The sequence below is a fragment of the Pseudohalioglobus lutimaris genome (genome assembly GCF_002866825.1).
Taxonomy (GTDB): domain Bacteria; phylum Pseudomonadota; class Gammaproteobacteria; order Pseudomonadales; family Halieaceae; genus Halioglobus; species Halioglobus lutimaris.
The window spans coordinates 164,192-186,467 of record NZ_PKUS01000008.1; the positions used below are offsets into that span (position 1 = coordinate 164,192).

A 22,276-nucleotide genomic window follows, 5' to 3' on the forward strand; every position below is an offset into this window, starting at 1 on the left:
TCAGCAGAAGTGCGAACTTTTGACAAGCGACAGTGCGTATCATCCCTGTATAATCCCCGCCCCCCTCTCTGGGGGCGGCTGATTCTGCCGCCCAAGGAAATGACATGTCTTCGCAAACGGCGATAACCAGCTTCGAGCAGCTGGCACTCCCCGCTCCCCTGCAGCAAGCCCTTACCGATGTAGGCTATGAAACCCCCTCGGCGATCCAGGCTGCTACCATCCCAGCCCTGCTGGACGGCAGGGATGTACTGGGGCAGGCGCAGACCGGGACCGGGAAAACCGCAGCATTTGCATTGCCCGTGCTTGCCCGCCTGCAGACCAAGGGAAAGTTACCTCAGGTCCTGGTGCTGACGCCCACACGGGAACTGGCTATCCAGGTCGCTGAGGCCTTCCAGAAGTACGCACGCCACCTCAAAGATTTCCATGTGCTGCCCATTTACGGTGGTGCCGACTACCGCGGTCAGCTGCGGCAGCTGCAACGCGGTGTGCAGGTGATAGTGGGCACGCCCGGGCGGGTGATGGACCATATGCGCAGGGGTTCGCTGGACCTGTCCGCCCTGCGCACCCTGGTGCTGGATGAAGCCGATGAAATGTTGCGCATGGGCTTTATCGATGACGTGGAATGGATTCTTGAGCAGACCCCTGAGCAGCGCCAGTTCGCGCTGTTCTCGGCCACCATGCCCAAGGTGATACACCGTATTGCCACGCAGCACCTGAAGAACCCGGTGGAAGTGGCCATCGAGGTGCAGACGGTGATCAACAAGTCTATTCGCCAGCGCGTATGGATGATGGCCGGCGTACACAAGCTGGATGCCCTGACCCGCATTCTGGAAGTAGAAGACTTCGACGCGGTGATTATGTTCGTGCGTACCCGGCTGGCTACGACTGAGCTGGCAGAGAAGCTGGCGGCGCGTGGTTATGCCGCGGCGGCACTGAACGGCGACATTCCGCAGAAGCAGCGAGAGTTAACCATCGACAGACTCAAAGCTGGCCAGATCGACATTCTTGTCGCCACTGATGTGGCGGCACGTGGTCTGGATGTGGAGAGAATCAGCCACGTCATTAATTATGATATCCCCTACGATGTCGAAGCCTACGTCCACCGTATAGGGCGCACCGGCCGTGCCGGTCGTGAAGGTGACGCTATTCTCTTTGCCGCCAATCGCGAGCGACGACTGCTGCGGGCGATCGAGAGGGCGACCGGCGAAACCATAGAAAAAATGCAGCTGCCCAGCGCGGAGGAGCTGACTGACAAGCGCATGTCCCGCTTCAAGCAGCGGATAACCGAAACGCTGGACACCGCAGAACTGGACATGTTCCGTAAGGTGGTGGAAGAGTATCAGGCCGAGTATGGGGTGCCGGTAATTGACATAGCGGCTGCCCTTGGTGCGCTGGTGCAGGGCACCAGGCCTCTGGTGGCTGAAACCCGTCGTCCGGATCAGGACCAGAATAAGAGTCAGGCCCGGGCCCACGGCAAGAACAAAGAGCAGCGGGTCGAGGGCGAGAAAAAGAAGCCCCGGCGTGACAGCGGGCAAGAACGGGACAAGCGGCGCGCCAGCCCCGATAGCCAGCCGACAAAAGGCATGGAACGCTATCGCATTGAAGTGGGGAGCGAGCATGGCGTGAAACCGGCTAACATCGTCGGTGCAATCGCTAACGAGGCCGAACTGGATGCCGAGTACATAGGTCGCATCGATATATTCGATGACCACAGCACGGTGGATCTGCCGGAGGGTATGCCCAAAGAGATTCTCAAGCACTTACAGACGGTTTGGGTCAGCGGCCAGCGGCTTAAGGCCCGTCGTGTGCAGGACGGCCCAGCGAAGCAGCACAAGCACAAGAAAGCGGCCGCAAAGGGCAAGAAAACAGGCGGACCCAAAAAGCACCCGCGCTGAAATTTTGCTAGAGTGGCTGCTCAATGGGCAGAGCACTGAGCTATGAACAAGCGCATAATTGTCGGTATAAGCGGCGCCTCCGGCATTGTCTATGGTGTGCGAGCGCTGGAGCTGTTGCGTGAGTGCGGTGTGGAAACACACCTCGTACTGAGCAAGTCTGCTGAACTTACCCTGCATCACGAAATGTCGCTTTCCGTCGCTGAACTAAAGTCGCTGGCCAGTGAGGTGCACGCGATCAAAAACGTAGGTGCGTCTATTGCCAGTGGCTCATTTGTAACCGCTGGCATGCTGATCGCCCCCTGTTCTATCCGCAGTATGTCGGAAATCGCCACAGGGGTGACCTCCTCCCTGCTGACAAGAGCCGCAGATGTGGTGCTCAAGGAGCGCCGTAGGTTGGTACTGATGGTACGCGAGACGCCCTTGCACACCGGGCATTTGCGCACTATGACCCAGCTGTCTGAAATGGGCGCCGTGATTGCCCCCCCTGTGCCCGCTTTTTATACCAGCCCTTCGTCTCTGGAGGAGGTTGTTACCCAGGGAGTGGGACGCGTTCTGGATCTCTTCGACCTGCCTGTAGAGCAGGTCAAGCGCTGGCAGGGATAGGGTCAGCGTACTGTGTTGCCGGGCCTTAGCTGATGCCAGTACTTTTCGGAGTTGTCCTGCTGGACCTGATTGGCTTTGGTATCGTCATTCCCATTCTCCCCTTCCTTTCACCGCAGCTCGGTGCCGATAAACTCGATATTGCCCTGATTATTGTTACCTATGCTGCCTGCGCCGGCATATCCGGGCCATTCTGGGGCCGCCTTTCCGACCGCACCGGGCGTAAGCCGGTGATAATGATTTGCCTTGCCGGGGGCGCATTGGCCTATGTGGCGCTGGGTCTGGCGGACGAGTTGTGGATGATCTTCGTCGCGCGTGGCTTTGCCGGTTTGATGGCCGGTAACTTTGGCGTGGCATCGGCGATGATGGCGGATATAACCGGTCCGGAGAATCGCGCCCGCGGGATGGGGCTTATTGGCGCAGCGTTTGGTCTGGGGATGATACTGGGGCCGCTATTGGGCGGGCTGCTGGCCGGGGACAGCGGCAGTTTTGCCCTGCCCTGTATTTTTGCCGGAGTGATGTCGGTGCTGGCAATCATAGCCGCCGCCGTCTTGCTGCCGGAGTCATTGGCCGCTGACAAGCGGCGAGCGAACCGACGGCTGCAGCGTAGCGGAGACCAGCCTTCCACGTATTCCATGCTCAAAAGCAGTGGCACCCGCCTGTTTGTCTTTCAGTACACCGTGCATACTGCCTGTGTCAGCTCCGCCACCTATGTATTCCCCCTGTGGGTGGCCGACCTGCTGGGCTGGACGGCCCGGGACGTGGGGCTGGTGTTTGGTATACAGGGTGCCATTATGGTGCTTTTACAGGGTGGTGCCATGGGTGCGCTGGTGCGCGCGCTGGGTGAGTGGGGTTTGTTGCGCATTGCTATCGTTATGTTCCTGGGTGGTTTCCTGCTGGCCGCTGCTGCTGACTCCATGCCGACGATGGTTGCTTCGATGTTCCTGTCGATGTCGGGTGCCACCTTATGCATGCCTTTGCTGAACACGATTATCACCCAGCGCACACCTGCCGTGTATCGAGGGCGAGTCCTGGGTACGACTGCCGCTGCCTCCTCGTGGGGAAGAGTTTTCGGTCCTTTGTTCAGCGGGCTGGCACTGGGTGTAATCGGTTACTCGGCCACCTGGGGGGTCTGGTCGCTGGTGTTGCTATGGTACCTGGCGTGGGTGATACGCGAGTCCGGCAGCAATTCAGCGTGAATGGATGACAACAAAGGAGAAAATGATGGGTACTGATCTGTTTGATCTGACAGGCAAGATCGCGCTGGTAAGCGGCGCGAGCCGGGGTATTGGTGAATCCGTGGCCAGGCTGCTTGCGGAGCAGGGCGCGCATGTGATCGTTTCAAGCCGTAAGTTGGCCGACTGCCAGACAGTGGCCGATTCGATCAACGCCGCAGGCGGCAGCGCGGAAGCTGTTGCCTGCCATGTGGGCAACATGGAGGACATCACTGCGATTTTCGACCACATCCGCCAGCGACACGGGCGGCTTGATATCTGTGTGAACAACGCGGCGGCCAATCCCTATTTCGGCCACATCCTTGACACCGACCTCGGTGCCTTCAACAAGACAGTGGAAGTGAACGTTCGCGGCTATTTCTTTATGTCCATCGAGGCGGGCAAACTGATGCGCGGAAATGGCGGTGGCGCCATCGTCAATACCGCCTCGGTTAACGCGCTGCAGCCCGGGCCTATGCAGGGCATTTATTCGATAACCAAAGCGGCGGTGGTCAATATGACCAAAGCTTTTGCCAGGGAGTGCGCGCCGTCGGGAATCCGCTGCAATGCACTGCTGCCCGGTTTGACCAGGACCAAATTTGCTGGCGCACTGTTCACTCACGATGAAATCTACCAGGAGGCGATGAAGGGCATTCCCATGGGCCGTCACGCGGAGCCTGACGAGATGGCCGGTACGGTGCTTTACCTGGTGTCGGATGCGTCCAGCTATACCAACGGTGAGTGCATAGTGGTAGATGGTGGAATGACCATTTAGTGTTTGCCAAAGCTTGTAGGCGGTGGCTAGAGTAATAGCAGTAGCAAGAAAGGACTGATGCTATGAGTGTGCCGGAAATTCATCCGCAGTTGTTGCGGGACTGTCACTATCTCGGAACGCTGCCGGCAACTGCGTTGCTATTGCACCGCAATGCCAGCCTGCCCTGGTTTATCCTGGTGCCTGACACACGCATGGAGGATTACCTGGACCTTCCCGCCGAGCACGGTGGGGCAGTGTTGGCTGACTGCACCGCAGTCTCCGCGTTTATCAAAAACGTGCTGGGTTTTGAAAAGGTTAACTTTGCCGGCCTGGGCAACCTGGTTCCGCAAATGCACTTGCACGTCATAGGTCGCTCCAGGCTCGACCCCTGCTGGCCGCAGCCGGTCTGGGGCAATCTGGAAGACGGAGCACATTATGCGCCGGAACAGTTGCAGGAATGGCAATCCGTGCTGGTGCGTATGCTGAAACTGGAACCTGCACAAACGGAAGATTGAATGCATTCAGACAAAAACAAAAAAGTACTCGTAACCCATCAATTGCCAGGAGATCGCATTCACGATCTGTCGGCCCATTGTGAGATGAACGTGTGGATGGATCCCGGCCTGCTCAGCCCCGAGTCCCTGCGCGAGGAACTCGCCGGCTGCAGCGGGCTGGTCTGCCTGCTCACCGACCGGATAGATGCTGAGTTGATCGCCGCCAATCCGGCGCTGGAGTTTGTATCCAGTATGTCGGTGGGAGTCGATCACATTGATGTGAAAGCCCTGACCGCACGCGGTATACCAGTAGGGCACACCCCTGGTGTGCTGGTCGACACCACGGCGGACACGGCTTTCGCCCTGATGTTGGCCGCAGCCAGGCGGGTGGTGGAGGCTGATCACTTTATTCGCGTGGGTAACTGGACGCAGGAGAACGCCTGGGCTCCGGACTTCTTTACGGGCAAAGATGTCAGCGGGGCCACCCTGGGCATTGTCGGCCTTGGTGAGATCGGTCAGGCGATGGCCCGACGCGCCGCCGGTTTTGGGATGGAAGTACTGGCCTGGAACCGCTCGCCTCGCCAGGTAACTGGAATCACCAGCGTGTCGCTTGACGAACTGCTGCAGCGCAGCGACTTCGTCAGTGTACATGTGGCGCTCAATGATGATACCCGAGGACTGCTCGACGCTCGCCGGATCGGGCTGATGAAGCCCGGCGCTGTGTTGGTCAACACTGCCCGCGGCGGCATTGTCGATGAAGCGGCACTGGCGGCGGCACTCTCCAGCGGCCAGTTATCCGCGGCAGCGATTGACGTGTTCGAGACTGAACCGGTACCCCTGGACAATCCGTTACTGGCTCTGCCCAATGTGGTCGTCGCCCCGCACATAGGCAGTGCCACCACGTTGACGCGGGCAAAAATGGCCGATATAGCTGCGATCAACGCCATAGCCGCGCTCAGCGGAGAACCCATGCCTCACTGCGTGAACCCGGAGGTTTATCGCGGCTAGCTGGCGTCCGGGAGCGAGCTCATTCCCTTGCTGATGCCCTTTTGCAGATTGTTGCGCATGGTGTTCGCATCAACGCGGTTGACGTCATCGACAATCTTGGTGACCACCACGCGCCAGACTTCTTCCTGGCTTTCCATGTCGTTGAACTGAATCGCAATATTGTTGGTGGTTTGTACGCCTGCCAGGGCGTTGGCGTTATCAACCATGGCCTGGTTAATCTGTCGATTGGGCCTGGCAGAGGGAATAGGATCAATCCCTCCGCTGGCATCCTGACTGCTGACGCCCTCGCGCAGGGCGGTGGCCTGCAGGTAGTCCACGCTGAACTGGGCGCGTGCCGGATCCAGAATATAGCCTTTCTTTACCAACTGGGCATTCACCTGCTCGCGGATCATGGGATCCATTGTATAAAGCGGATCCGAGGAGCCTCCCGGATTGTTGAGCGGCTGGCTGCGCCACGTAAAGTACTTGTACTGCCCGGCGACAAACCTGGCGGTGTCTTCAGGGCGGGTTTCGATTGTACTGCATGCCGTCAGGCCAAAGATCAGCATCAGGGTTGCAAGGACGGTGAAGCTACGCATGCAGCGACTCTCTTATGAATTGAACGGTGTATGACCATGTTAGCAGTCTGCGTTGGAGTAAGTGAATTTTTTAATCAGGCCTCCATTTATGTAAATGGCCTGGTTAGCGGGCGCGGCCGGGTAACCGTATGGTTAGTGTGGTAAATTTCTCCTGTAAACTCTTCGTTGAGTTCTGCTAGCATGGAGCAGATAACCAGAAGTTATTTCTGTTGAGTGGCATTAATGATTTCACGAAAGCTGATCCGCACCGATCTGAACCTGTTGGTTGCACTGCAAATCCTGCTGGAAGAGCGCAATGTCACCCGCGCTGCTGAGCGCCTGTCGGTGAGCCAACCTGCGCTGAGCAAGACGCTGCAGAAGCTGCGCGACTCGTTTGAAGACGAGCTGTTTACCCGCACCGCCCATGGCCTTGTGCCGACGCCCAGGGCAGAGGAACTGGGTCTTGAGCTCCCCGCCCTGTTGGAATCTGTGGAGCGCGTGCTGGGCGACGCGGAATTTGATCCGGCGACCTACTGCACCAGCTTCAAGCTACTATTGCCGCCCATACTCTGTGAAGCGCTGCTCCCCGGCCTGGTCGCAGAGTTGCACGAGACTGCCCCCGGTGTGCAGGTGATCACCTCCGAAATTACCCCTGACTATCAGGAAAAGTTGAAAAAGGGGGAGGTGGACTTTGTTGCCTTCCTGGCCCTGGACACGGATCGTGACATTCATGCAGAGCCGATCGCGACACTGGCGCCGCGTTGTTATATGCGGCGCGACCATCCTTTGCAGGACAAGGCCGAACTGGAGCTGCAGGCATTTCTTGCTTACAGTCACCTGCGGCTCTATCTGCCGGGCCTTTCGCGGGAAAATACATCAATGGTGGATGATGTCCTGGGCCAGTATGGCGTGCATCGTAATATCGCTCTGGAGACTACCCAGTTCGCTTCAGCCGTGGGCGTATTGGCACGCACCGACTGCCTGTTGGTTGCCAACGCTGGCTTCGAGGCCAGTGGTCTGTACAGTAACCTGATTCTTGGTCGCGAACTGCCGGCGGAACTGCAGCGCATGATCCGCAATACACACAGCTCCAATCGCGGCAAGATGTCATTGCTGCGCCATACGCGCACTTCACGCAGCGCACCGCACCAGTGGATGCGTACGCTGTTGATGAAGCATCTCAGTGGCCCAGGGGAACCGGCAGAACCCCTGCGACAGCTCAAGGCTATTCAGTAAGGGGACATACCCTGGCCAGCCGTTCCGTCGCGGTGAGGCGTTATTGTTCACCCGCTATCAGCAGGCTGTCGATACCGGTCAGTTTGTCGAAGTCATAGGCACTGATAAGGAACAGGTAGGGATACTCGGAACTGCCGATGAAATGCTGGTCGCCATGCTTGAACAATTGCAGCTCGACCGTGCCTGCCAGTGCCTGCACCTGCAGGATCAATTGAGCCTCTGTACCCATTAGGGCGGTCTGCGTTGCGCGCGGTGCGACACCTTGAATCTGGATATGGCGCAGGGCGTCCAGCAGGGCCTGGAGTTCCCTGGGGTCCGGTGTCGCCCCGCTACCCAGCTGCCAGCTTCCCGAGGTTCGCTGCAGCGTGTAGCCGTCGGCGTTGATTGCCATTGGCGCGCGTATTTGCAGGAGGCTCGGGTCCAGCCATTTGCCGGGATCCACCGGTAAATCGAAGAGGTTGAGTGCCACGGCATAGATGTTATCTGCCGCATCATTGCGCGCATGCACTTTGCGAAAGCCCGGGGAAGTGCCCAGATACACCGTGCCCAGTTCCCGGTCCAGTGCTGACAGGGTCAGTTTGCGTCGATAGTGATAGTGAGCAACCAGGAAGCGTTGACGGGCGGCAAGGCTGTGCGCGACCGACCAACCCGGATCCGCTGCCGTCAGTTGCTGCAGCAACGCTTCGACCCTGGTGGTGTCCGCCGGCAAATTTTCCAGACCGGGCAGCAACCAGCGCTCGCCCGCTCTGTTGAGTTCCAGGGTGGCCCCGCTTTCATCGGTGAGGGATAGTTTGTCAACGATGTAAGCGCCCGGGTCAAGCAAGTTATTGCTGGCGAGGTGATCGCTTTCGGTTATTTCCTCCTGGTACAGCATGGCGACAATGCCCAGCTGCAGCAGCAGGAGGATGAACAGCAGCAGACCGGACCTGTTCACAGGCCTAACTCCCGCATGTAGCGGGCCCGCCGCCTTCTTGACAGCAGCCAGTTCGCGAAACCCAGCGCTAGCAGCCAGGCAAAGGCCGCAGCGTAGTTGACAAGTTCCAGTGCAACGCGAACGTTTTGTGCCATGGGCGGCAGGGTGCGGTTGAAGTGACCACGGGAGCGAATCTCCAGAAGTTGCTCGTCCTGCAGTGCCCAGTCCAGGGTGTTATTGAACAGTTCGATGGGACCCAGGTACTGCGTGCCACTGGCTCGCACCTGGGCGCCAAGCACGCGATCGCTCAGAAAGTCATTGGAAGAAAACACGATAATGCGCGCGGCTTCCGGTGAGCGTTTGACCAGTGTGTTGACCCCGGAACGGTTTGCCCCATCGGTGTTTTGCAAGGCCATCGGGGGAGACTGGAAGAACGAGCGGAAACGGCCATTTATCGATGCTGCAAGGAGGTAGCGCTGGGTAGTTGCCGGTTCTTCCCAGGCCTGGCCATCCTGGGGCGTAACTGCCCTGTCTTCGCTGAGCCAGGCGTTTGGGCTGCTCCAGAGCAACTGGCTTACACGTCGGCCATCATTTCGCTCAACCTCCAGCGGCGATGCCCAGGCCATTGTCAGTTGGGGGAGGTTGCCCACCAGTGGGTGGCGGGCCAGCCCCTGGGCCCGAATATCCAGGAAGTAGGGATAGTCAACAATGCGTACGTCTCGGAACTGGTAGGCACCGCTATCTCGCTTCACCGGCGCCGGAAAACGACCGTGGCGCTTGTCCATGATCAGGCCCTTGCCGATGCGGATACCGTGGTGCTCCAGCCACGCCGGTAACTCGCCGGTGTCACGGTCGCGCAGGGCCAGGCCCCCCTGATCGGGTTCCACCGTGTAAGGAGAGGTGGCGAGGATAACCGTGCCGCCACGCATCAGGAACTGGTCGATAGCGTAGATGGCGGTAGTGCTCAGTCGGCCAGGTGCTACCACAGCCAGGATATCTGCCTCTGGACTGATTTCGCCGTCCTCGAGATTCTCACGCAGAACACTGTAGTCGCGGGTAATGGCTTTCTCCAGGGTGGCGAAGCCCGCTCCGCCCATGTTGTACTGCTCCAGCTGCGGGTTCACCTGGGGTGCGGAGAGCGCAACGCTGCGGGTAAAGTTGCTGGCGAAACGTCTCAGGCCGGAATCGAGCGCCTTGCGAAACTGCCCCGGGTCAAAGTTGGTTGTGGGGAGCTGTACTACCTGGTTGGCGTCCGCCAGGGTGAGGTAGAAATAGAATTCCTGTTCCGCATCCAGGGCATAGGTCATGGGCGAGAAGCCCCACTCGTCCTCAATCATGCGCGCCAGCGCGCCATCTCCCGCTTCGGGGCGTAAGAAGCGGAAACTGAACTTGCCGTCGGAGGCGTCAACAGCCAGCTGCAGTTGTGCCTCAATGGAATCGCGGTAAGCCAGCAACGCATCCGGCAACAGGGCATCGTCAGAAGTATAGGCGATCAACTCAACGGGCTGCTCGATACCGGCGAACAGGTCGCCCCCGGCCCGGTAGTTATACAGCACATCGCGAATTGCACGGGTTATGTCGAACTCCGGATTGCGCAGCTGCACTTCTACCTGTCCATTGGCAGCATTGCGCACTTCGATCATGTCGTTAAAAGGCAAGACCTGGTGCTCGCTTCCATACTGTACCAGCACCGTAAAATAAGCGTTGACCAGCGACGACTGATAGCGGTCGGCAACCTGGAAGGGGGTGGGTTCTATGCCATAGCGGTCTTTGGCTTCCCGCTCTATCTCAGGTTGCTCCAGCGGGTCCACGAATTCAACCCGGACGTTGCCACCGGCAGCCTCGGCGTACTCCAGAACAAGATCTTTCAGCTGTGGCTCCAGCGGGGCCAGTAAAGGGTGGTTGCGAGCGCTGAAGTAACCCCGTATCAGCAGAGGCTCCTGTAGCTGCCCCACCAGTTGGCGACTGGCATTGGAAAGCGAGTAAATACGACCCTCGGTCACATCCCAGCGCAAGCTGTTGATACGCTCTACCCACAGGTTGGCCAGCACCAGGTTGCTCAGCAGCAGGAAAATGAAAATGCGCCAGTGGCGTTGGCGGGGGGTGCTGGCAAAGCGTGCCCAGCCTTCCTTCTCCAGTGTATAGACGTTCAGGCCCAGGAAAGCGATGACCAGCGTAAGGTAGTAAAACAGGTCGCGGAAATCGATGACGCCGCGGGTAATGCTGTCGAAACGCGAGCCACTGCCCAACTGGCGTAATTGATCTGCGCTGCGACTGTCAAAGAACTCGGTAAAGAGACTGCTGCCGACCATGTAGAGCAGCCCACACAGTGCGACGCTCCCCAGCAGGCTGACAATAGAGTTATCGGTGCGTGAGGAGACAAACAGGCCAATGGAGAGATACGTCCCGCCCAGCAGAAGACTGGCCAGGTAGCCCGCCCATACGGGCCCCCAGTCAAGGTCGGCAATAAGCGCTACGGTGATGGGCAGCGGCAGCGTGGTGACCAGGGCCAGCAATAACAGCAGCAGGCAAGCCATAAATTTCCCCAGGACGAAGCGCCAGAGGGGGCAGGGTTGCACCAGTACGTGTTCTAGTGTGCCGCTGCGACGCTCCTCGCTCCACATGCGCATGGTGAGGGCGCTGCACAGAAATATCAGCAGTAGTGGCATCCACTGGAAGAGGGGGCGTACATCGGCGATGTTACGGGCGAAAAAGGACTCCGCCCAGAATACGACAAACAGGCATACCGATGCGAAGCCGCCCAGAAAGAGCCATGCGACCGGGGAGGCGAAGAATAGTCCCAGCTCTTTCTGCGCGATGCGGCTAGTCGCCATTGTTCATTACTTCCTGAAAGACTTCTTCGAGATGTCTCACTCGCGGCTCCAGCGTATAGAGTCGAGCGCCTGCCTGCAGCACACACTGAGAGATATTTCCCGCGGCTGTATTCCGGTCACACCCCTCTCTCAGCTGCAGCACGAACTCATGGCAATCAGAGTCAGTGAGGTTGGCTGTCACATTGACGATCTGGGGTAGGCCCTGTAGCAGTTTTTGCAACTCCGCTGCCTTGTCCGTGCGCAGGACCAGGCTGTCACTGCAGTGCAGGTCTGCCAGATCGCGGTCCAGCGCCAGCTGCCCGTTGCGCAGTATCAGTACCCGGTCACAAACGGCTTCAACTTCCTGCATGATGTGGGTGGAAAGGAGAATCGTGGCGCGACGCGAAAGCTGCTCCAGAAGCTTGCGCATCTGCGCGGTCTGGTGCGGATCAAGTCCGTTGGTGGGTTCGTCGAGGATAAGGAAATGAGGTCGTCCCAGCACCGCCTGGGCAACGCCCACACGTTGCTTCTGTCCGCGGGAAAGTGTGGCGATTTTGTCGACGCCACGGTCTACCATTTCGGTAGCAATCAGTGCCTCGCGCACTGCGCGACTGCGATCTTCCCGGGAAATACCTTTAATGGTTGCCACGTAGTCAAGGTAATCTGCGACCATCATGTCCGGGTAAACGGGCAGGTTTTCCGGCAGGTAACCCAGCTGGCGTTGAATGCAATAGGCGTTCTGCCCGAGGTTTTCACCATTGACGGTCACCTGCCCCGTAGTCGGTTCCAGGTAACCACTGAGCATGCGCATGATGGTGGTTTTACCGGCGCCGTTTGGCCCCAGCAATCCCACTACCTGGTTGTCCCCAATGGAGAAAGAGACGTTGGACACTGCGGTGTTGCGCCCGAACTGCCTGCTCAGGTGGTTTGCTGTGATCATGTTGCCCTGCCGTTAACCGGGTTCAATCTCCCAGCCAGGGTTCCCGCATGGTGACGAACTCCTCTGCGGCGGTGGGGTGAATGCCAATTGTACTGTCGAATACGGCCTTGGTCGCGCCGGCTTTCATGGCGATGGCTATACCCTGCATGATTTCGCCAGCATCCGGCCCCACCATATGCACGCCGACTACCCGGTCGGTAGCTGAGTCCACAATCATCTTCATAAAGCTGCGCTCATCGCGCCCCGAGAGCGTGTGTTTCATCGGCCGGAAGGAAGATTTGTATAGCGTGATGTCGGCGAACTTTTCACGCGCCTGCTCTTCCGTAAAACCGACGGTGCCAATATTGGGCTGGGAGAACACGGCCGTGGGTATGAAGTCGTACTCCGGAGCGGCCTCGAGCTGCCCGAACTCGCGGCGGGCGAATGCCATGCCCTCGGCGAGCGCTACTGGTGTGAGCTCCATACCGCCGGTCACATCGCCCAGTGCGTAAATGCTCGCCTCGCTGGTGCGGAAATTAGCGTCGACGGCGATGGTGCCATTGTCGTTGAACTGCACGGATACATTCTCCAGGCCAAGTCCGGTCAAGTTGGCCTTGCGTCCCGTGGCATAGAGTACGGCGTCTGCTCCGATCACGCTGCCGTCAGTGAGCTGCAATTCCAGGCCATTGGCACTGGAGGTAATCGCGGTGACATTGGTATTGAAGCGCAGGTCCACACCGCTCTTGGCGATTTCCCGGGCTGCATGGTCGCGTATATCCGCGTCAAACCCGCGCAGGAACAGGGGGCCTCGGTAGAGCTGGGTGACCCTGGCGCCCAGGCCGTTGAAGATACCGGCGAACTCCACGGCGATGTAGCCCCCGCCGACGACTACCAGGCGCTCGGGGAACGTCTCCAGGTCGAAGATTTCGTTGGAGGTCACGGCCAGCTCCCTGCCGGGGAAATCAGGGATATGCGGCCAGCCACCGGTGGCAATCAGGATTTTTCCTGCTGTGTACTGTTGGTCGCCTACCGCCACGGTATTGGGTCCGACGATAGTGGCGCGGCCGTCGATCAGCTCCGCCTCTACGCCTGATAGAAGGTTTCGATAGATAGCGTTGAGCCTGGAAATTTCGGTCTTCTTGTTGTCGCGCAGAGTGCTCCAGTCAAAGCCTGGTTGGGTCGCTTCCCAACCGAAGCCCTGGGCATCCTTGAAGCCTTTGCCATATTCAGAGGCGTATACATAGAGTTTCTTGGGCACACAACCCACGTTGACGCAGGTCCCGCCCATATAACGGTCCTCGGCGACTGCCACACGAGCACCAAAACCTGCGGCCATGCGCGCAGCTCTGACGCCGCCTGATCCGGCGCCGATAACAAACAGATCATAGTCGTAATTGGACACGTTGCAGATCCTCATTTGAAAGTGGTTCTAGTCTAACAGCAGCTGTGAGAATGGCTTAACTATCCCGGCTATAAATACCTTTTATCAAGGTTTCGTAGCGCTTTCTGCTCGATTAGAATTGGCGTCCCGATAGCTACGGCCTTTGCAGGCCGAAAACCCACAGGAAAAATCATGAATTTCAGATATGCACATGTACTCCTGGTGCTGATGTCGCTGTTTGTTGCGACCGCAGGTGCCAGCGCAGAAGAAACTCCCCCGACCGAGGCCGCAGCCCTGAACGAGGCAGCGCTCCTGGCCGAAGCAGCGCCCGCGCCTGACGAGGTTGCCCTGACCAATGGATCACGAATCCTGGGTACCGTTACCACGGTTCGTGACGGTGTGGTGACTGTGGAAACGGACTTTGCAGGTACGCTGGAAATTCCAGTTGATATGGTTTCGTCAATGCAGACGGCTAACCCGGTAGTGATGCAGATGGCGGACGAGTCGGTAATCGAAAATCAACCGCTGGTAATCAACAACGATCAACTGGTCGTTGGCGGGGCTTCCCCACTGCCTCTGGAAGACCTGCTGGTGGTCAACCCCGAGCCCTGGGAGCTGGGTTACGGATATAAATGGACCGGCCTGGCCAGCTTTGCCTTCGCCGTGGAACGCGGCAACACCAAAACCGATGAACTGGACTATCGGCTGGAGTCCGTATGGCGTAGCGATGACGACCGCTATACGCTCAAGGCCTTTGGTAATGTGGATAAGGCCAATGACGTCAAAAATGCCGACAACTGGGTAGTGAACGGTAAATACGACTATTTCCTGGAGGGCCCTAACTTCTGGGGCGTCAATGCCTACGCAGAATCTGATGAGTTTGCCGACCTGGACCTGCGCTGGTACGTCGGCCCGTATATTGGCCGGGAATTCTATACGGAACCGGTGTTTATGTTTGAGGCCATGATCGGTATCTCCTACGTCAGCGAGGACTTCATTGTGGCGGAGGACAACGACTATCCTGGTGCCAACTGGGAGCTGCATATGTCCAGCGATTATCTCGGCGGCGATTCCAGGCTGTACTTCGACCAACTGGGTATCCTCAACCTGGATGAGGCCTCGGATGTGGTCATCAATAACACCTTTGGCCTCGCTTTTCCCCTGTTGTTTGGCTTGGAAGCAGCCGCAGAAGTCCGCCTGGACTACAATTCCGGTGCGGTGGCAGGCGTGGACAAGCTCGACGAGCGCTACGCGCTGCGCATTGGTTACACCTGGTAAGTCACTGTCCCTGCATGCGTACCGCAGCTGCGAGTTGTTGCAGCAGCGGTACGCTGTCTTCCAGCGACAGGCAGGCGTCGGTGATGCTCTTGCCGTAGGTCAGCTCGCTGCCATCGCCAATGGACTGGCTGCCCGCTACCAGGTGTGACTCCAGCATGACGCCACGAATGGCGTGTTCTCCGGTCTGTATCTGTTCACACAGGCTGGAGACAACTACGGCCTGCTTTTGCGGGTCTTTGCCACTGTTGCCGTGGCTGCAGTCGACAATGAGCGAGGGTGGCAGATCGGCCGCCGCGAGAGCTGTCGCCGCTGCCTTGACTGCCTCTGCACCATAATTTGGCCCTGTTTGTTTGCCGCCGCGAAGAATGAGATAGCCGTGGGGGTTGCCGGTGGACTCGAGAATAGCGGGTGTCCCCTCCTTGGTCAGCGAGGGGAACCAGTGGCTATGGCTGGCGGAGCGAATGGCGTCGATGGCCACGTCGATCTGCCCATAGGTGCCGTTTTTGAAGCCCACAGGCATCGACAGCCCGGAGGCCAGTTCCCGGTGTATCTGGCTTTCTACTGTGCGTGCGCCGATTGCGCCGAAACTGACCAGGTCGGCATAGTACTGGCCGAAAGTGGTATCGAGAAATTCACTTGCGGCTGCCATGCCCCTCTCGGCTACGTCCAGCAACACCTTGCGTGCCACATGCAGCCCCCGATTGATATGGAAGCTGCCGTCCAGGTCCGGGTCGTTGATAAGCCCCTTCCAGCCGACGACGGTGCGTGGTTTTTCGAAATAGACTCGCAGTACGGGAAAAATTGCATCGGACAGTGGGGCTGCGGCGGCCTGGAAGCGGTCGGCAAAATCCAGCAATGCAGCGGGGTCGTGCACCGAGCAGGGCCCGACGATTGCCAGCAGACGGGGGTCTTTTCCGGCCAGAATCGCCTCGATTGTCGATCTGCTTGCAGCGACGGTCGCGCCGGCGCGCGCGCTCAACGGTAGTTCATCTGCCAGTACCCAAGGCGTGATCAGGGGGCGGGCCTTGCTGATGCGAATATCGTCCGTGCTTTCTTTTTTAGACATTCTGGTGTCCATGTATGTGAGTACTCGCATACTCTGTGTGTCCCAAAAAAGGGCGACTACGTCGCCCTATGTAGTCGCTTGCGGAGTTCAGCGGGCGCCTTTGATCAGGCTGCGGAACCAGTCCGCTATGGTCTCATGTTTGAAGTCGGTGAATTCGCCGGCGTCCATAAACATACCGTGTTCATTACACTCTTCGAACCAGATGTGTGGCTGGTTCGAGTCGGAGCGCTTTTCCATGTCTTTGCCGCAACGTGGGCAGGCGATATCTTCAACGGCATCCCATTTTTTGCCCTCATCGGGATTGCCGCGATCCAGGGCATCGCCCATCCACTTGCCTTTGAGGGCCTCCGCCTCACCGATGTCGAACCAGATGCCCTCGCAATGCGTGCACCGGTCGATGACGACATCGCCACCATAAGTGATTTCATCCATGCCGTGACCGCATTTGGGACACTTCATGCTGTGTTCATCCGGGTTATATTCCATCTGCTTTCCCTGTTTTCGATTTTTTTAAGGTCGCCGGCACGGTTGCCGATACAGAACGCAAGAGTCTAGCCCACGCGGGATCGCTTGTCCTCCCCCCGGCGAAGCAAAAAACACGCGCCGGTTGTGGTTTTTAAGCTACGTTTAATCTTCAGCGCTACCATACGGGGTTATAGCGGACACAAGCGCATTGCCCACGGTAAAGCCCCAGGCCGGAGATCTCCAAATGAAACGACTGCAAAAAACGTTGGCTGCTGCCTTCCTGACCCTGTCCAGCACAGTGGTCTTCGCCCTGGATGACGCGGACGCAGGTAAGGCCCACTACGCCACTTGTGTGGCATGTCACGGCGAAAACGGACAGGGTAATAGAGCGTTGAACGCGCCACGGCTCAGTCATCTGCAAGCCGTTTATGTTACTGCCCAGTTACAGAAGTTTCGCAGTGGTATGCGTGGCGGGGCCAACGATACCGATGCGGCCAGGCAGATGGCGCCTATGGCAGTCACGCTGCCGGACGATGAGGCGTTAACGGATGTTGCGGCATATATCGCCAGCCTGGAGAGTCCGGTATCGGCTGCCATTGTTGAGGGGGACGTGACCCTGGGTGCGGATTATTACAATCAGTTGTGCGGCGCCTGCCACGGTGCTGGTGGTGTAGGTAACCCCGCACTGAATTCGCCGCGACTGGCGGGCAGCGATGACTGGTATCTGGAGGCACAGGTTCTCGCCTTCCGTGCTGGTCAGCGTGGCGCACACCCTGAAGACAAGACCGGCAGACAGATGCGTGCGATGGCGGCCATACTGCCCGACGAACAAGCGATCAAGGACGTGGTCGCCTATCTGCACAGCCTGACGCAGCAGGATTGAACATGAAGCGACTGCTCCCCATGCTGTTTGCCTCGTTAGCCAGCGCCGTCGCCCTGGCCCAGGCGGAGCCGATCGTGCTCAATGCAGACTGCCCCCCCGGATTTGAGCTGAGCACGGGCCAATGCGAACTGCGCAGTCTCTACCAGCTCTACCCCTCGCTGCAGGATGCGGGTGTTGGGGGGCTGAAAACCGGACTACCAGGGTGGCGCGATGGTTTTACGCCGCAGCAGACGGATCTGGGGCGCTACCTGTTCTTTGATCCAGTGTTGTCTCGCGACGGCACGGTAAGTTGTGCCACCTGTCATGCGCCGGACAGGGGGTTTTCCGATGGTCTGGGCAGGAGTGTGGGGATAAATGGCTCCGTTTTACCGCGGTCCGCGCCCTCACTATGGAACGTGGCCTTCCTTAACAGCTTTTTCTGGGATGGTCGTGCCGACTCCCTGGAAGAGCAGATGGTAGGCCCGCTGTTTGACAAGCACGAGATGGGCAGTGACCCGCAACTGTTGCTCGACACGCTCAATGGCATACCCGCTTATCGGCAGCTCTTTGCGCAGGCTTTTCCCGCTGATTTCAAGTCGGGCGATGCAGAGATTCGACTCGATCAGGTCTATGCTGCCATCACTGCGTTCCAGGTCACGCTGGTATCCCTCAACAGCCGCTATGACCAATACGCTCATGGTTACGCCGACGCGCTCACGGAGCCAGAGATAGAGGGCCTCAATATTTTCCGCTCATTCGTTGCCCGCTGTGCTGAGTGCCATACACCACCCCTTTTCACCAACCAGCAGGTTGCCGTGCTCGGTACACCCGAGCCCGAGGGCATGCCCTTTGATCCAGGCGCACAAATACCCATGAACGAACCCAGCCAGCGCGGTGGCTTCAAGGTCCCCAGCCTGCGCAATATCGAACTGACCGCGCCCTATATGCACTCCGGGCGATTTGCTACCCTGCGCGAGGCGGTTTCGTTCTATACCGGCGGCAGAGGCCACGCTGTGCCAGAAGGTGAGGAATTGAAAATTCACTGGCATATTTGGGAGCCCAATCTCACCGAAGATGAACTGGACAGGCTGGTGGACTTCCTCAAGACACTGACCGATGAGAGTTTCAAACCTGAACAACCGCGGCGACTGCCCTCCGGGCTGCAGCCGATGCATCAAGTAATCGCCTATATTGGCGAAAACGACAACGGAGAAGAAGACCATGAATAAGATCGTAGCCGTAGTCGGCGCGCTCGCGCTGCTGGGCGGGGGATATTACCTCGGCAATGCCAATCAGCCGGAGCCTACAGTGATCAAGGTGCCCACAGCACCCAAGGCTGAATTTACCTCAAGTGGGGCGGACGAAGTGTCTGCAGCCTCTGGCAAAGTCAGTGTGCGTGCCTGGGAGACACCAACCAGTGGTGAAGTCATCATCGTCAAGGATGGTGAGTCGATTCAGGATGCGGTGAAGGCCGCACAGCCCGGCGCAGTGATCAAGGTGATGCCTGGCACCTATAAGGAGACCGTGTACGTTGACAAGGACAACATCACCCTGTCAGGCGTGATCGAGCGAGGCGCCTACCCGGTGATGGACGGTGAGGGTGTACGCAACGACGCCGTGTTGTACTCCGGTAACGGCTTCACCGTAGAGAACCTGTACATTACCAAGTACAAGGGTAACGCGATCATGGGGCAGGCGGGCAACAACTACATCATCCGCAACAACATCATTGTTGATACCGGTGTATACGGAATCTTTCCTCAATTGGGCAAGAACGGGATTGTGGCGCACAACGTGATCTCAGGCATAGAGGATGCGGCCATCTATGTAGGTATGTCGGACAACGTAGACGTGGTTTACAACCAGGTCTTTGATAGCGTGGCCGGCATCGAGATCGAGAACAGCCGCTCGGCTCTGGTTGAAGGCAACTTCGTCTACAACAATACAGGGGGCATTCTGGCGTTCATTACTCCCGGACTACCTATCAAGACCTGCAGTGATGTAATCATTCGCAACAACTTCGTTGTCGACAACAATCATGAGAACTTTGCCATTCCCGGATCTCTGGTCTCCAATATCCCACAGGGTACCGGCATGCTGATCATGGCTTGTGATGACGTGGTGGTAGAGCAGAACATCATCACCGGCAATGAGTCCATGGGCATGCTGTTCACTGACTTCTCACTTGCCGGGAATGCCGCCACTGATCCGGATGCGGACCCACGACCAAATCGTCCGAAAATTCTCAATAACATCATGCGTGATAATGGTAAGAACCCTGCACCCATGGTACGCGCGGTCCTGGCCACCCAGATGCTGACGCGCGGCCCCGATGTGATAGATACGGTGGGCATGGATGACGGCTGCATCCTCAACCCTGAGCGCTACCGCACCTTTGGGCTGGAGAAATATGGCGATTGTGAATTTGAAAATACCAAGACGGTTCTCACTTACACGCTGCCCGAGCCGGTGCCGCCACGAGTCAACGAAACTAATATGGACAAGGGTAAGCTTGCCTACTACGGCGTATGTGCCGGCTGTCATGCCTACGGCTCGCGCATGATTGGCCCACCCACGCAGATCATTCAGGCTTTATACATGGATAATCCGGAAGGTATCGCTGCGTACGCCGCCGCGCCTGTCAGGAAACGCGATGACTATCCTGAGATGCCGCCGCAAGGTCACCTCGACGATGAGACGCGCCTGGCTGCTGCGAAGTTCATGCTGGGACTGACCAGGTAAGCGCAATTCACCCGGTAATTTGAGCCACCTTCGGGTGGCTTTTTTCATTGAGGTCAGCACCAGCTAGCCTCGTCGGCAGGATGCTTGAGCAGCTCTTCAATATTTGCATTGAGAATCCGGTAGCCCACATTGCCATAGAGAACCTGTCGGCCGCTATTAAGAATCCAGGTGGGACTGCCATTGACGCCCAGCTCTTTTGCCCGGCACAGGTCACTCATTAGCGCTGCGATAGCGCTGCCGTCGTTCAGGGCAGCAAGAATGGAATCCCTGGCACTCCCCTGTTCTTCCGCGAGATCCAGGAGCAGATCCATGTTGCTAACATTCTGCGCCTCACAGAAGAACGCGCGTCGAATACGCAGTGCGGTTGCCGCCATCGCTTCCGCCGAGTTCGTCAGCGACACAGCGCACAGTAGCAGGTGTGCCTGGGCCGAAGAACGTGGTCGATTTTTTTCCCATAACTCGGGATGAACCGTTGCCATTTCAAAAGGCGCCGCTGACTCCCTGACGTGTTTGCCAAAATTTTCGAAGCCGTCCTTTTCACCCCAGCGCTGCGGGATTTTCAATTCGCAGTCCCCAAAGATATCAACGAAGTGATGCTGCACTTTTATCTGCTTGCCCCATTGCTTCTCCAACTGCTCGAGACGGTGCTGTGCAATCCATGCCCACACGCAGAGTACATCGCTGTAGTAATCAATGATGATATCCGAGTTGTTTGTACTCATTTGCATACTCCTGCTAATGCGCCTGCCTGATCCTTCGAAGGAATAACGATATCAATGAAACAGCGCCACTGACTGATGCAGGTCAAAAAATGTACGTTACTTATTTAGTTTTTCGTCCTACACTGTTTTTGCGGTATCTAAACGACATAACAGAGCGAGTGTAGTAATGCTGGAAAAAGAACTGGCGCAGGCCACCAAGATGGCCTCACAGGCCAATAAAAAAGTAGAGCAGCTTCGCAAGAAGTTGGTATCGGAATCGGAAAAGTCGCATGCCAAAGCCAAACGGGAACTGCAGGCAGCACGCAAGCGTCACACCACGGCGAATGCGCGCTTGAAAAAAGCCCGTACAGCGTTGAAGAAAAAAGCCACTCCCGATAACCAGAAGAAAGTTGATGCGCTGATGAAGCAGGTTCAGGACCTTGCAGAATCAGTGGGCCGAATCACCAAGGCGGCTTATGAAGCGGCACAGCGATACACCTCGGTGAGAGCTGATGTGCTGCTTGAGGAGCGCAAGGCCAAGGCTGCAGACCAGGCCGCTGCGATGGTGGAAAAAGCATCCGCCAAAGCCAAACCAGCAAAAAAGAAAGCAGCTTCCAAAAAGAAGGCACCAGCGAGGAAGAAGGCTGTAGCTAAAAAGAAGGCTGCTCCTAAAAAGAAAGCAGCTCCCAGGAAGAAAGCTGCTGCTAAAAAGAAAGCGGCCCCTAAGAAAAAAGCTGCACCAAAGAAAAAAGCAGCAGCCAGGAAGTAAGGCCGCCGCTGGCGAGTAGACAGGCGCCGGCGTAGTAGCACCCCCATCGCGCGCGGATCTGGCCGCGAGCGATGGGTGATCATCGTATAGTCAGCCCCAGACTCTGTTTTAGTGCCCCCTGCGGAGGCTCTTCCGTTCCCGGAACGGGCTGTGCACACCGGGTGGGTAAGATATTCTTGAATAGTAGCTACAATGAGTCAGAGCAAAGCAGTCGTAGTTAAGGGGGTAAGCTTTCCTCCGCTTCTGTTACTGTGCGTAATGTTGGTGCAGCTCTCTGCTTGTGGTGAGCCTGAGGGCAGAGGTCGCGTGCAAGGCGCAACACTGCCCGATGAGGTTATTGCTGTGCGAGCCGGACGACAGCCGTTAGCGGTGGCCGGACAAGCGCAGCAGATTCTATTCGGCGACCTGCATGTGCATACCACATTTTCGCCCGACGCATTCATCATGGCGACACCGCTTACTGGCGGCACGGGTCTGCATCCGCCGGCCGATGCCTGTGACTTTGCCCGTTACTGCTCCGCTCTCGATTTCTGGTCGATCAATGATCATGCCGAGGGACTTACCCCCCCGCAGGTGGGCTGAAACACGTGAGAGTATTCGTGAATGCAA

21 protein-coding genes are annotated in these 22,276 nt (G+C 57.7%); 13 read left to right on the forward strand and 8 right to left on the reverse strand.

All coding sequences use genetic code 11. From position 1 onward, the window contains the following. Positions 1 to 104 precede the first annotated feature (104 nt). The 6 genes from C0039_RS09090 to C0039_RS09115 all read left to right on the forward strand — a co-directional run bounded on the left by C0039_RS09090 (position 105) and on the right by C0039_RS09115 (position 5,965). Positions 105 to 1,895 (forward strand): DEAD/DEAH box helicase, encoded by a 1,791-nt coding sequence (locus C0039_RS09090; RefSeq protein WP_101517890.1) that lies wholly within the window; start codon positions 105 to 107, stop codon positions 1,893 to 1,895. A gap of 42 nt (positions 1,896 to 1,937) precedes the next feature. Continuing rightward, a complete protein-coding gene (locus tag C0039_RS09095) occupies positions 1,938 to 2,498 on the forward strand; it encodes a UbiX family flavin prenyltransferase (protein WP_075999982.1) in 561 nt (186 codons plus the stop codon). Positions 2,499 to 2,530: 32 nt separating this feature from the next. Continuing rightward, positions 2,531 to 3,694 (forward strand): MFS transporter, encoded by a 1,164-nt coding sequence (locus tag C0039_RS09100; RefSeq protein ID WP_101517891.1) that lies wholly within the window; start codon positions 2,531 to 2,533, stop codon positions 3,692 to 3,694. Between the two features lie 25 nt (positions 3,695 to 3,719). Next, a complete protein-coding gene (locus C0039_RS09105; RefSeq protein ID WP_101517892.1) occupies positions 3,720 to 4,484 on the forward strand; it encodes an SDR family oxidoreductase in 765 nt (254 codons plus the stop codon). A gap of 62 nt (positions 4,485 to 4,546) precedes the next feature. Next, positions 4,547 to 4,978 (forward strand): HIT domain-containing protein, encoded by a 432-nt coding sequence (locus C0039_RS09110; protein ID WP_075999985.1) that lies wholly within the window; start codon positions 4,547 to 4,549, stop codon positions 4,976 to 4,978. Further along, on the forward strand, positions 4,979 to 5,965 hold the full coding sequence (locus C0039_RS09115; protein ID WP_075999986.1) for a 2-hydroxyacid dehydrogenase: 987 nt from the start codon (positions 4,979 to 4,981) through the stop codon (positions 5,963 to 5,965). Here C0039_RS09115 and C0039_RS09120 read toward each other — a convergent pair. Next, positions 5,962 to 6,543 (reverse strand): DUF4136 domain-containing protein, encoded by a 582-nt coding sequence (locus C0039_RS09120; protein ID WP_075999987.1) that lies wholly within the window; start codon positions 6,541 to 6,543, stop codon positions 5,962 to 5,964. The genes C0039_RS09115 and C0039_RS09120 overlap by 4 nt on opposite strands. 222 nt (positions 6,544 to 6,765) lie before the next feature. Between C0039_RS09120 and C0039_RS09125 the strand changes: the two genes are divergently transcribed. After that, on the forward strand, positions 6,766 to 7,758 hold the full coding sequence (locus tag C0039_RS09125; protein WP_075999988.1) for a LysR family transcriptional regulator: 993 nt from the start codon (positions 6,766 to 6,768) through the stop codon (positions 7,756 to 7,758). 40 nt (positions 7,759 to 7,798) lie between these two features. On the opposite strand, the gene C0039_RS09130 is transcribed toward C0039_RS09125, so the two are convergent. The 4 genes from C0039_RS09130 to gor are packed head-to-tail and all read right to left on the reverse strand — an operon-like array spanning position 7,799 to position 13,805. After that, a complete protein-coding gene (locus C0039_RS09130) occupies positions 7,799 to 8,692 on the reverse strand; it encodes a DUF4340 domain-containing protein (RefSeq protein ID WP_101517893.1) in 894 nt (297 codons plus the stop codon). Next, positions 8,689 to 11,505 (reverse strand): Gldg family protein, encoded by a 2,817-nt coding sequence (locus C0039_RS09135; RefSeq protein WP_101517894.1) that lies wholly within the window; start codon positions 11,503 to 11,505, stop codon positions 8,689 to 8,691. The genes C0039_RS09130 and C0039_RS09135 overlap by 4 nt, the downstream gene beginning before the upstream one ends. Next, entirely contained in the window at positions 11,495 to 12,424 is a 930-nt protein-coding gene (locus C0039_RS09140; protein WP_075999990.1) for an ABC transporter ATP-binding protein, read from the reverse strand. Before C0039_RS09140 ends, C0039_RS09135 begins: the two co-directional genes overlap by 11 nt. Before the next feature lie 22 nt (positions 12,425 to 12,446). After that, positions 12,447 to 13,805, reverse strand: coding sequence for a glutathione-disulfide reductase (gene gor, locus C0039_RS09145; RefSeq protein WP_101517895.1), 1,359 nt, complete (start codon positions 13,803 to 13,805; stop codon positions 12,447 to 12,449). Between the two features lie 171 nt (positions 13,806 to 13,976). On the opposite strand from gor, the gene C0039_RS09150 reads away from it, so the two are divergent. Further along, on the forward strand, positions 13,977 to 15,062 hold the full coding sequence (locus C0039_RS09150; RefSeq protein WP_207796408.1) for a DUF481 domain-containing protein: 1,086 nt from the start codon (positions 13,977 to 13,979) through the stop codon (positions 15,060 to 15,062). Position 15,063: 1 nt separating this feature from the next. Here C0039_RS09150 and C0039_RS09155 read toward each other — a convergent pair whose 3' ends face one another. Together C0039_RS09155 and C0039_RS09160 are read right to left on the reverse strand one after the other, a co-directional pair. Continuing rightward, entirely contained in the window at positions 15,064 to 16,128 is a 1,065-nt protein-coding gene (locus C0039_RS09155; RefSeq protein WP_075999992.1) for a 3-deoxy-7-phosphoheptulonate synthase, read from the reverse strand. 87 nt (positions 16,129 to 16,215) lie between these two features. Further along, positions 16,216 to 16,614, reverse strand: coding sequence for a TFIIB-type zinc ribbon-containing protein (locus C0039_RS09160; protein ID WP_232334938.1), 399 nt, complete (start codon positions 16,612 to 16,614; stop codon positions 16,216 to 16,218). A gap of 223 nt (positions 16,615 to 16,837) precedes the next feature. Here C0039_RS09160 and C0039_RS09165 point away from each other — a divergent pair, with 223 nt between their 5' ends. From C0039_RS09165 to C0039_RS09175, 3 genes are read left to right on the forward strand one after another with little or no spacing between them, the layout of a single operon-like run. Continuing rightward, positions 16,838 to 17,476 (forward strand): c-type cytochrome, encoded by a 639-nt coding sequence (locus C0039_RS09165; protein WP_101517896.1) that lies wholly within the window; start codon positions 16,838 to 16,840, stop codon positions 17,474 to 17,476. Between the two features lie 2 nt (positions 17,477 to 17,478). Continuing rightward, a complete protein-coding gene (locus C0039_RS09170) occupies positions 17,479 to 18,684 on the forward strand; it encodes a cytochrome-c peroxidase (RefSeq protein ID WP_101517897.1) in 1,206 nt (401 codons plus the stop codon). Beyond that, positions 18,677 to 20,197 (forward strand): parallel beta-helix domain-containing protein, encoded by a 1,521-nt coding sequence (locus C0039_RS09175; protein ID WP_075999995.1) that lies wholly within the window; start codon positions 18,677 to 18,679, stop codon positions 20,195 to 20,197. The genes C0039_RS09170 and C0039_RS09175 overlap by 8 nt, the downstream gene beginning before the upstream one ends. Before the next feature lie 53 nt (positions 20,198 to 20,250). Here C0039_RS09175 and C0039_RS09180 read toward each other — a convergent pair whose 3' ends face one another. Further along, the gene (locus tag C0039_RS09180; RefSeq protein WP_075999996.1) at positions 20,251 to 20,919 is read right to left on the reverse strand and encodes a DsbA family oxidoreductase; all 669 of its coding nucleotides are present in this window, start codon (positions 20,917 to 20,919) and stop codon (positions 20,251 to 20,253) included. A gap of 166 nt (positions 20,920 to 21,085) precedes the next feature. Here C0039_RS09180 and C0039_RS21060 point away from each other — a divergent pair, with 166 nt between their 5' ends. Further along, entirely contained in the window at positions 21,086 to 21,667 is a 582-nt protein-coding gene (locus C0039_RS21060) for a DUF1682 domain-containing protein (protein WP_165787072.1), read from the forward strand. A 306-nt stretch (positions 21,668 to 21,973) separates the two neighbouring features. Continuing rightward, positions 21,974 to 22,249, forward strand: a complete 276-nt coding sequence (locus C0039_RS20910; protein WP_207796409.1) for a DUF3604 domain-containing protein — start codon at positions 21,974 to 21,976, stop codon at positions 22,247 to 22,249. Positions 22,250 to 22,276 lie beyond the last annotated feature (27 nt).

What these genes read in the sequence shown, in the direction of transcription:
- C0039_RS09155 (WP_075999992.1), bottom strand. Translation starts at nt 16,128, where the DNA reads ATGTCTAAAAAAGAAAGCACGGACGATATTCGCATCAGCAAGGCCCGC.
- C0039_RS09170 (WP_101517897.1), top strand. Translation starts at nt 17,479, where the DNA reads ATGAAGCGACTGCTCCCCATGCTGTTTGCCTCGTTAGCCAGCGCCGTC.
- C0039_RS09150 (WP_207796408.1), top strand. Translation starts at nt 13,977, where the DNA reads ATGAATTTCAGATATGCACATGTACTCCTGGTGCTGATGTCGCTGTTT.
- C0039_RS09105 (WP_101517892.1), top strand. Translation starts at nt 3,720, where the DNA reads ATGGGTACTGATCTGTTTGATCTGACAGGCAAGATCGCGCTGGTAAGC.
- C0039_RS09135 (WP_101517894.1), bottom strand. Translation starts at nt 11,505, where the DNA reads ATGGCGACTAGCCGCATCGCGCAGAAAGAGCTGGGACTATTCTTCGCC.
- C0039_RS09180 (WP_075999996.1), bottom strand. Translation starts at nt 20,919, where the DNA reads ATGAGTACAAACAACTCGGATATCATCATTGATTACTACAGCGATGTA.
- C0039_RS09095 (WP_075999982.1), top strand. Translation starts at nt 1,938, where the DNA reads ATGAACAAGCGCATAATTGTCGGTATAAGCGGCGCCTCCGGCATTGTC.
- C0039_RS09140 (WP_075999990.1), bottom strand. Translation starts at nt 12,424, where the DNA reads ATGATCACAGCAAACCACCTGAGCAGGCAGTTCGGGCGCAACACCGCA.
- C0039_RS09115 (WP_075999986.1), top strand. Translation starts at nt 4,979, where the DNA reads ATGCATTCAGACAAAAACAAAAAAGTACTCGTAACCCATCAATTGCCA.
- C0039_RS09090 (WP_101517890.1), top strand. Translation starts at nt 105, where the DNA reads ATGTCTTCGCAAACGGCGATAACCAGCTTCGAGCAGCTGGCACTCCCC.
- C0039_RS09125 (WP_075999988.1), top strand. Translation starts at nt 6,766, where the DNA reads ATGATTTCACGAAAGCTGATCCGCACCGATCTGAACCTGTTGGTTGCA.
- C0039_RS09160 (WP_232334938.1), bottom strand. Translation starts at nt 16,614, where the DNA reads ATGGAATATAACCCGGATGAACACAGCATGAAGTGTCCCAAATGCGGT.
- C0039_RS09110 (WP_075999985.1), top strand. Translation starts at nt 4,547, where the DNA reads ATGAGTGTGCCGGAAATTCATCCGCAGTTGTTGCGGGACTGTCACTAT.
- C0039_RS09120 (WP_075999987.1), bottom strand. Translation starts at nt 6,543, where the DNA reads ATGCGTAGCTTCACCGTCCTTGCAACCCTGATGCTGATCTTTGGCCTG.
- C0039_RS21060 (WP_165787072.1), top strand. Translation starts at nt 21,086, where the DNA reads ATGCTGGAAAAAGAACTGGCGCAGGCCACCAAGATGGCCTCACAGGCC.
- C0039_RS09175 (WP_075999995.1), top strand. Translation starts at nt 18,677, where the DNA reads ATGAATAAGATCGTAGCCGTAGTCGGCGCGCTCGCGCTGCTGGGCGGG.
- C0039_RS09165 (WP_101517896.1), top strand. Translation starts at nt 16,838, where the DNA reads ATGAAACGACTGCAAAAAACGTTGGCTGCTGCCTTCCTGACCCTGTCC.
- C0039_RS09100 (WP_101517891.1), top strand. Translation starts at nt 2,531, where the DNA reads ATGCCAGTACTTTTCGGAGTTGTCCTGCTGGACCTGATTGGCTTTGGT.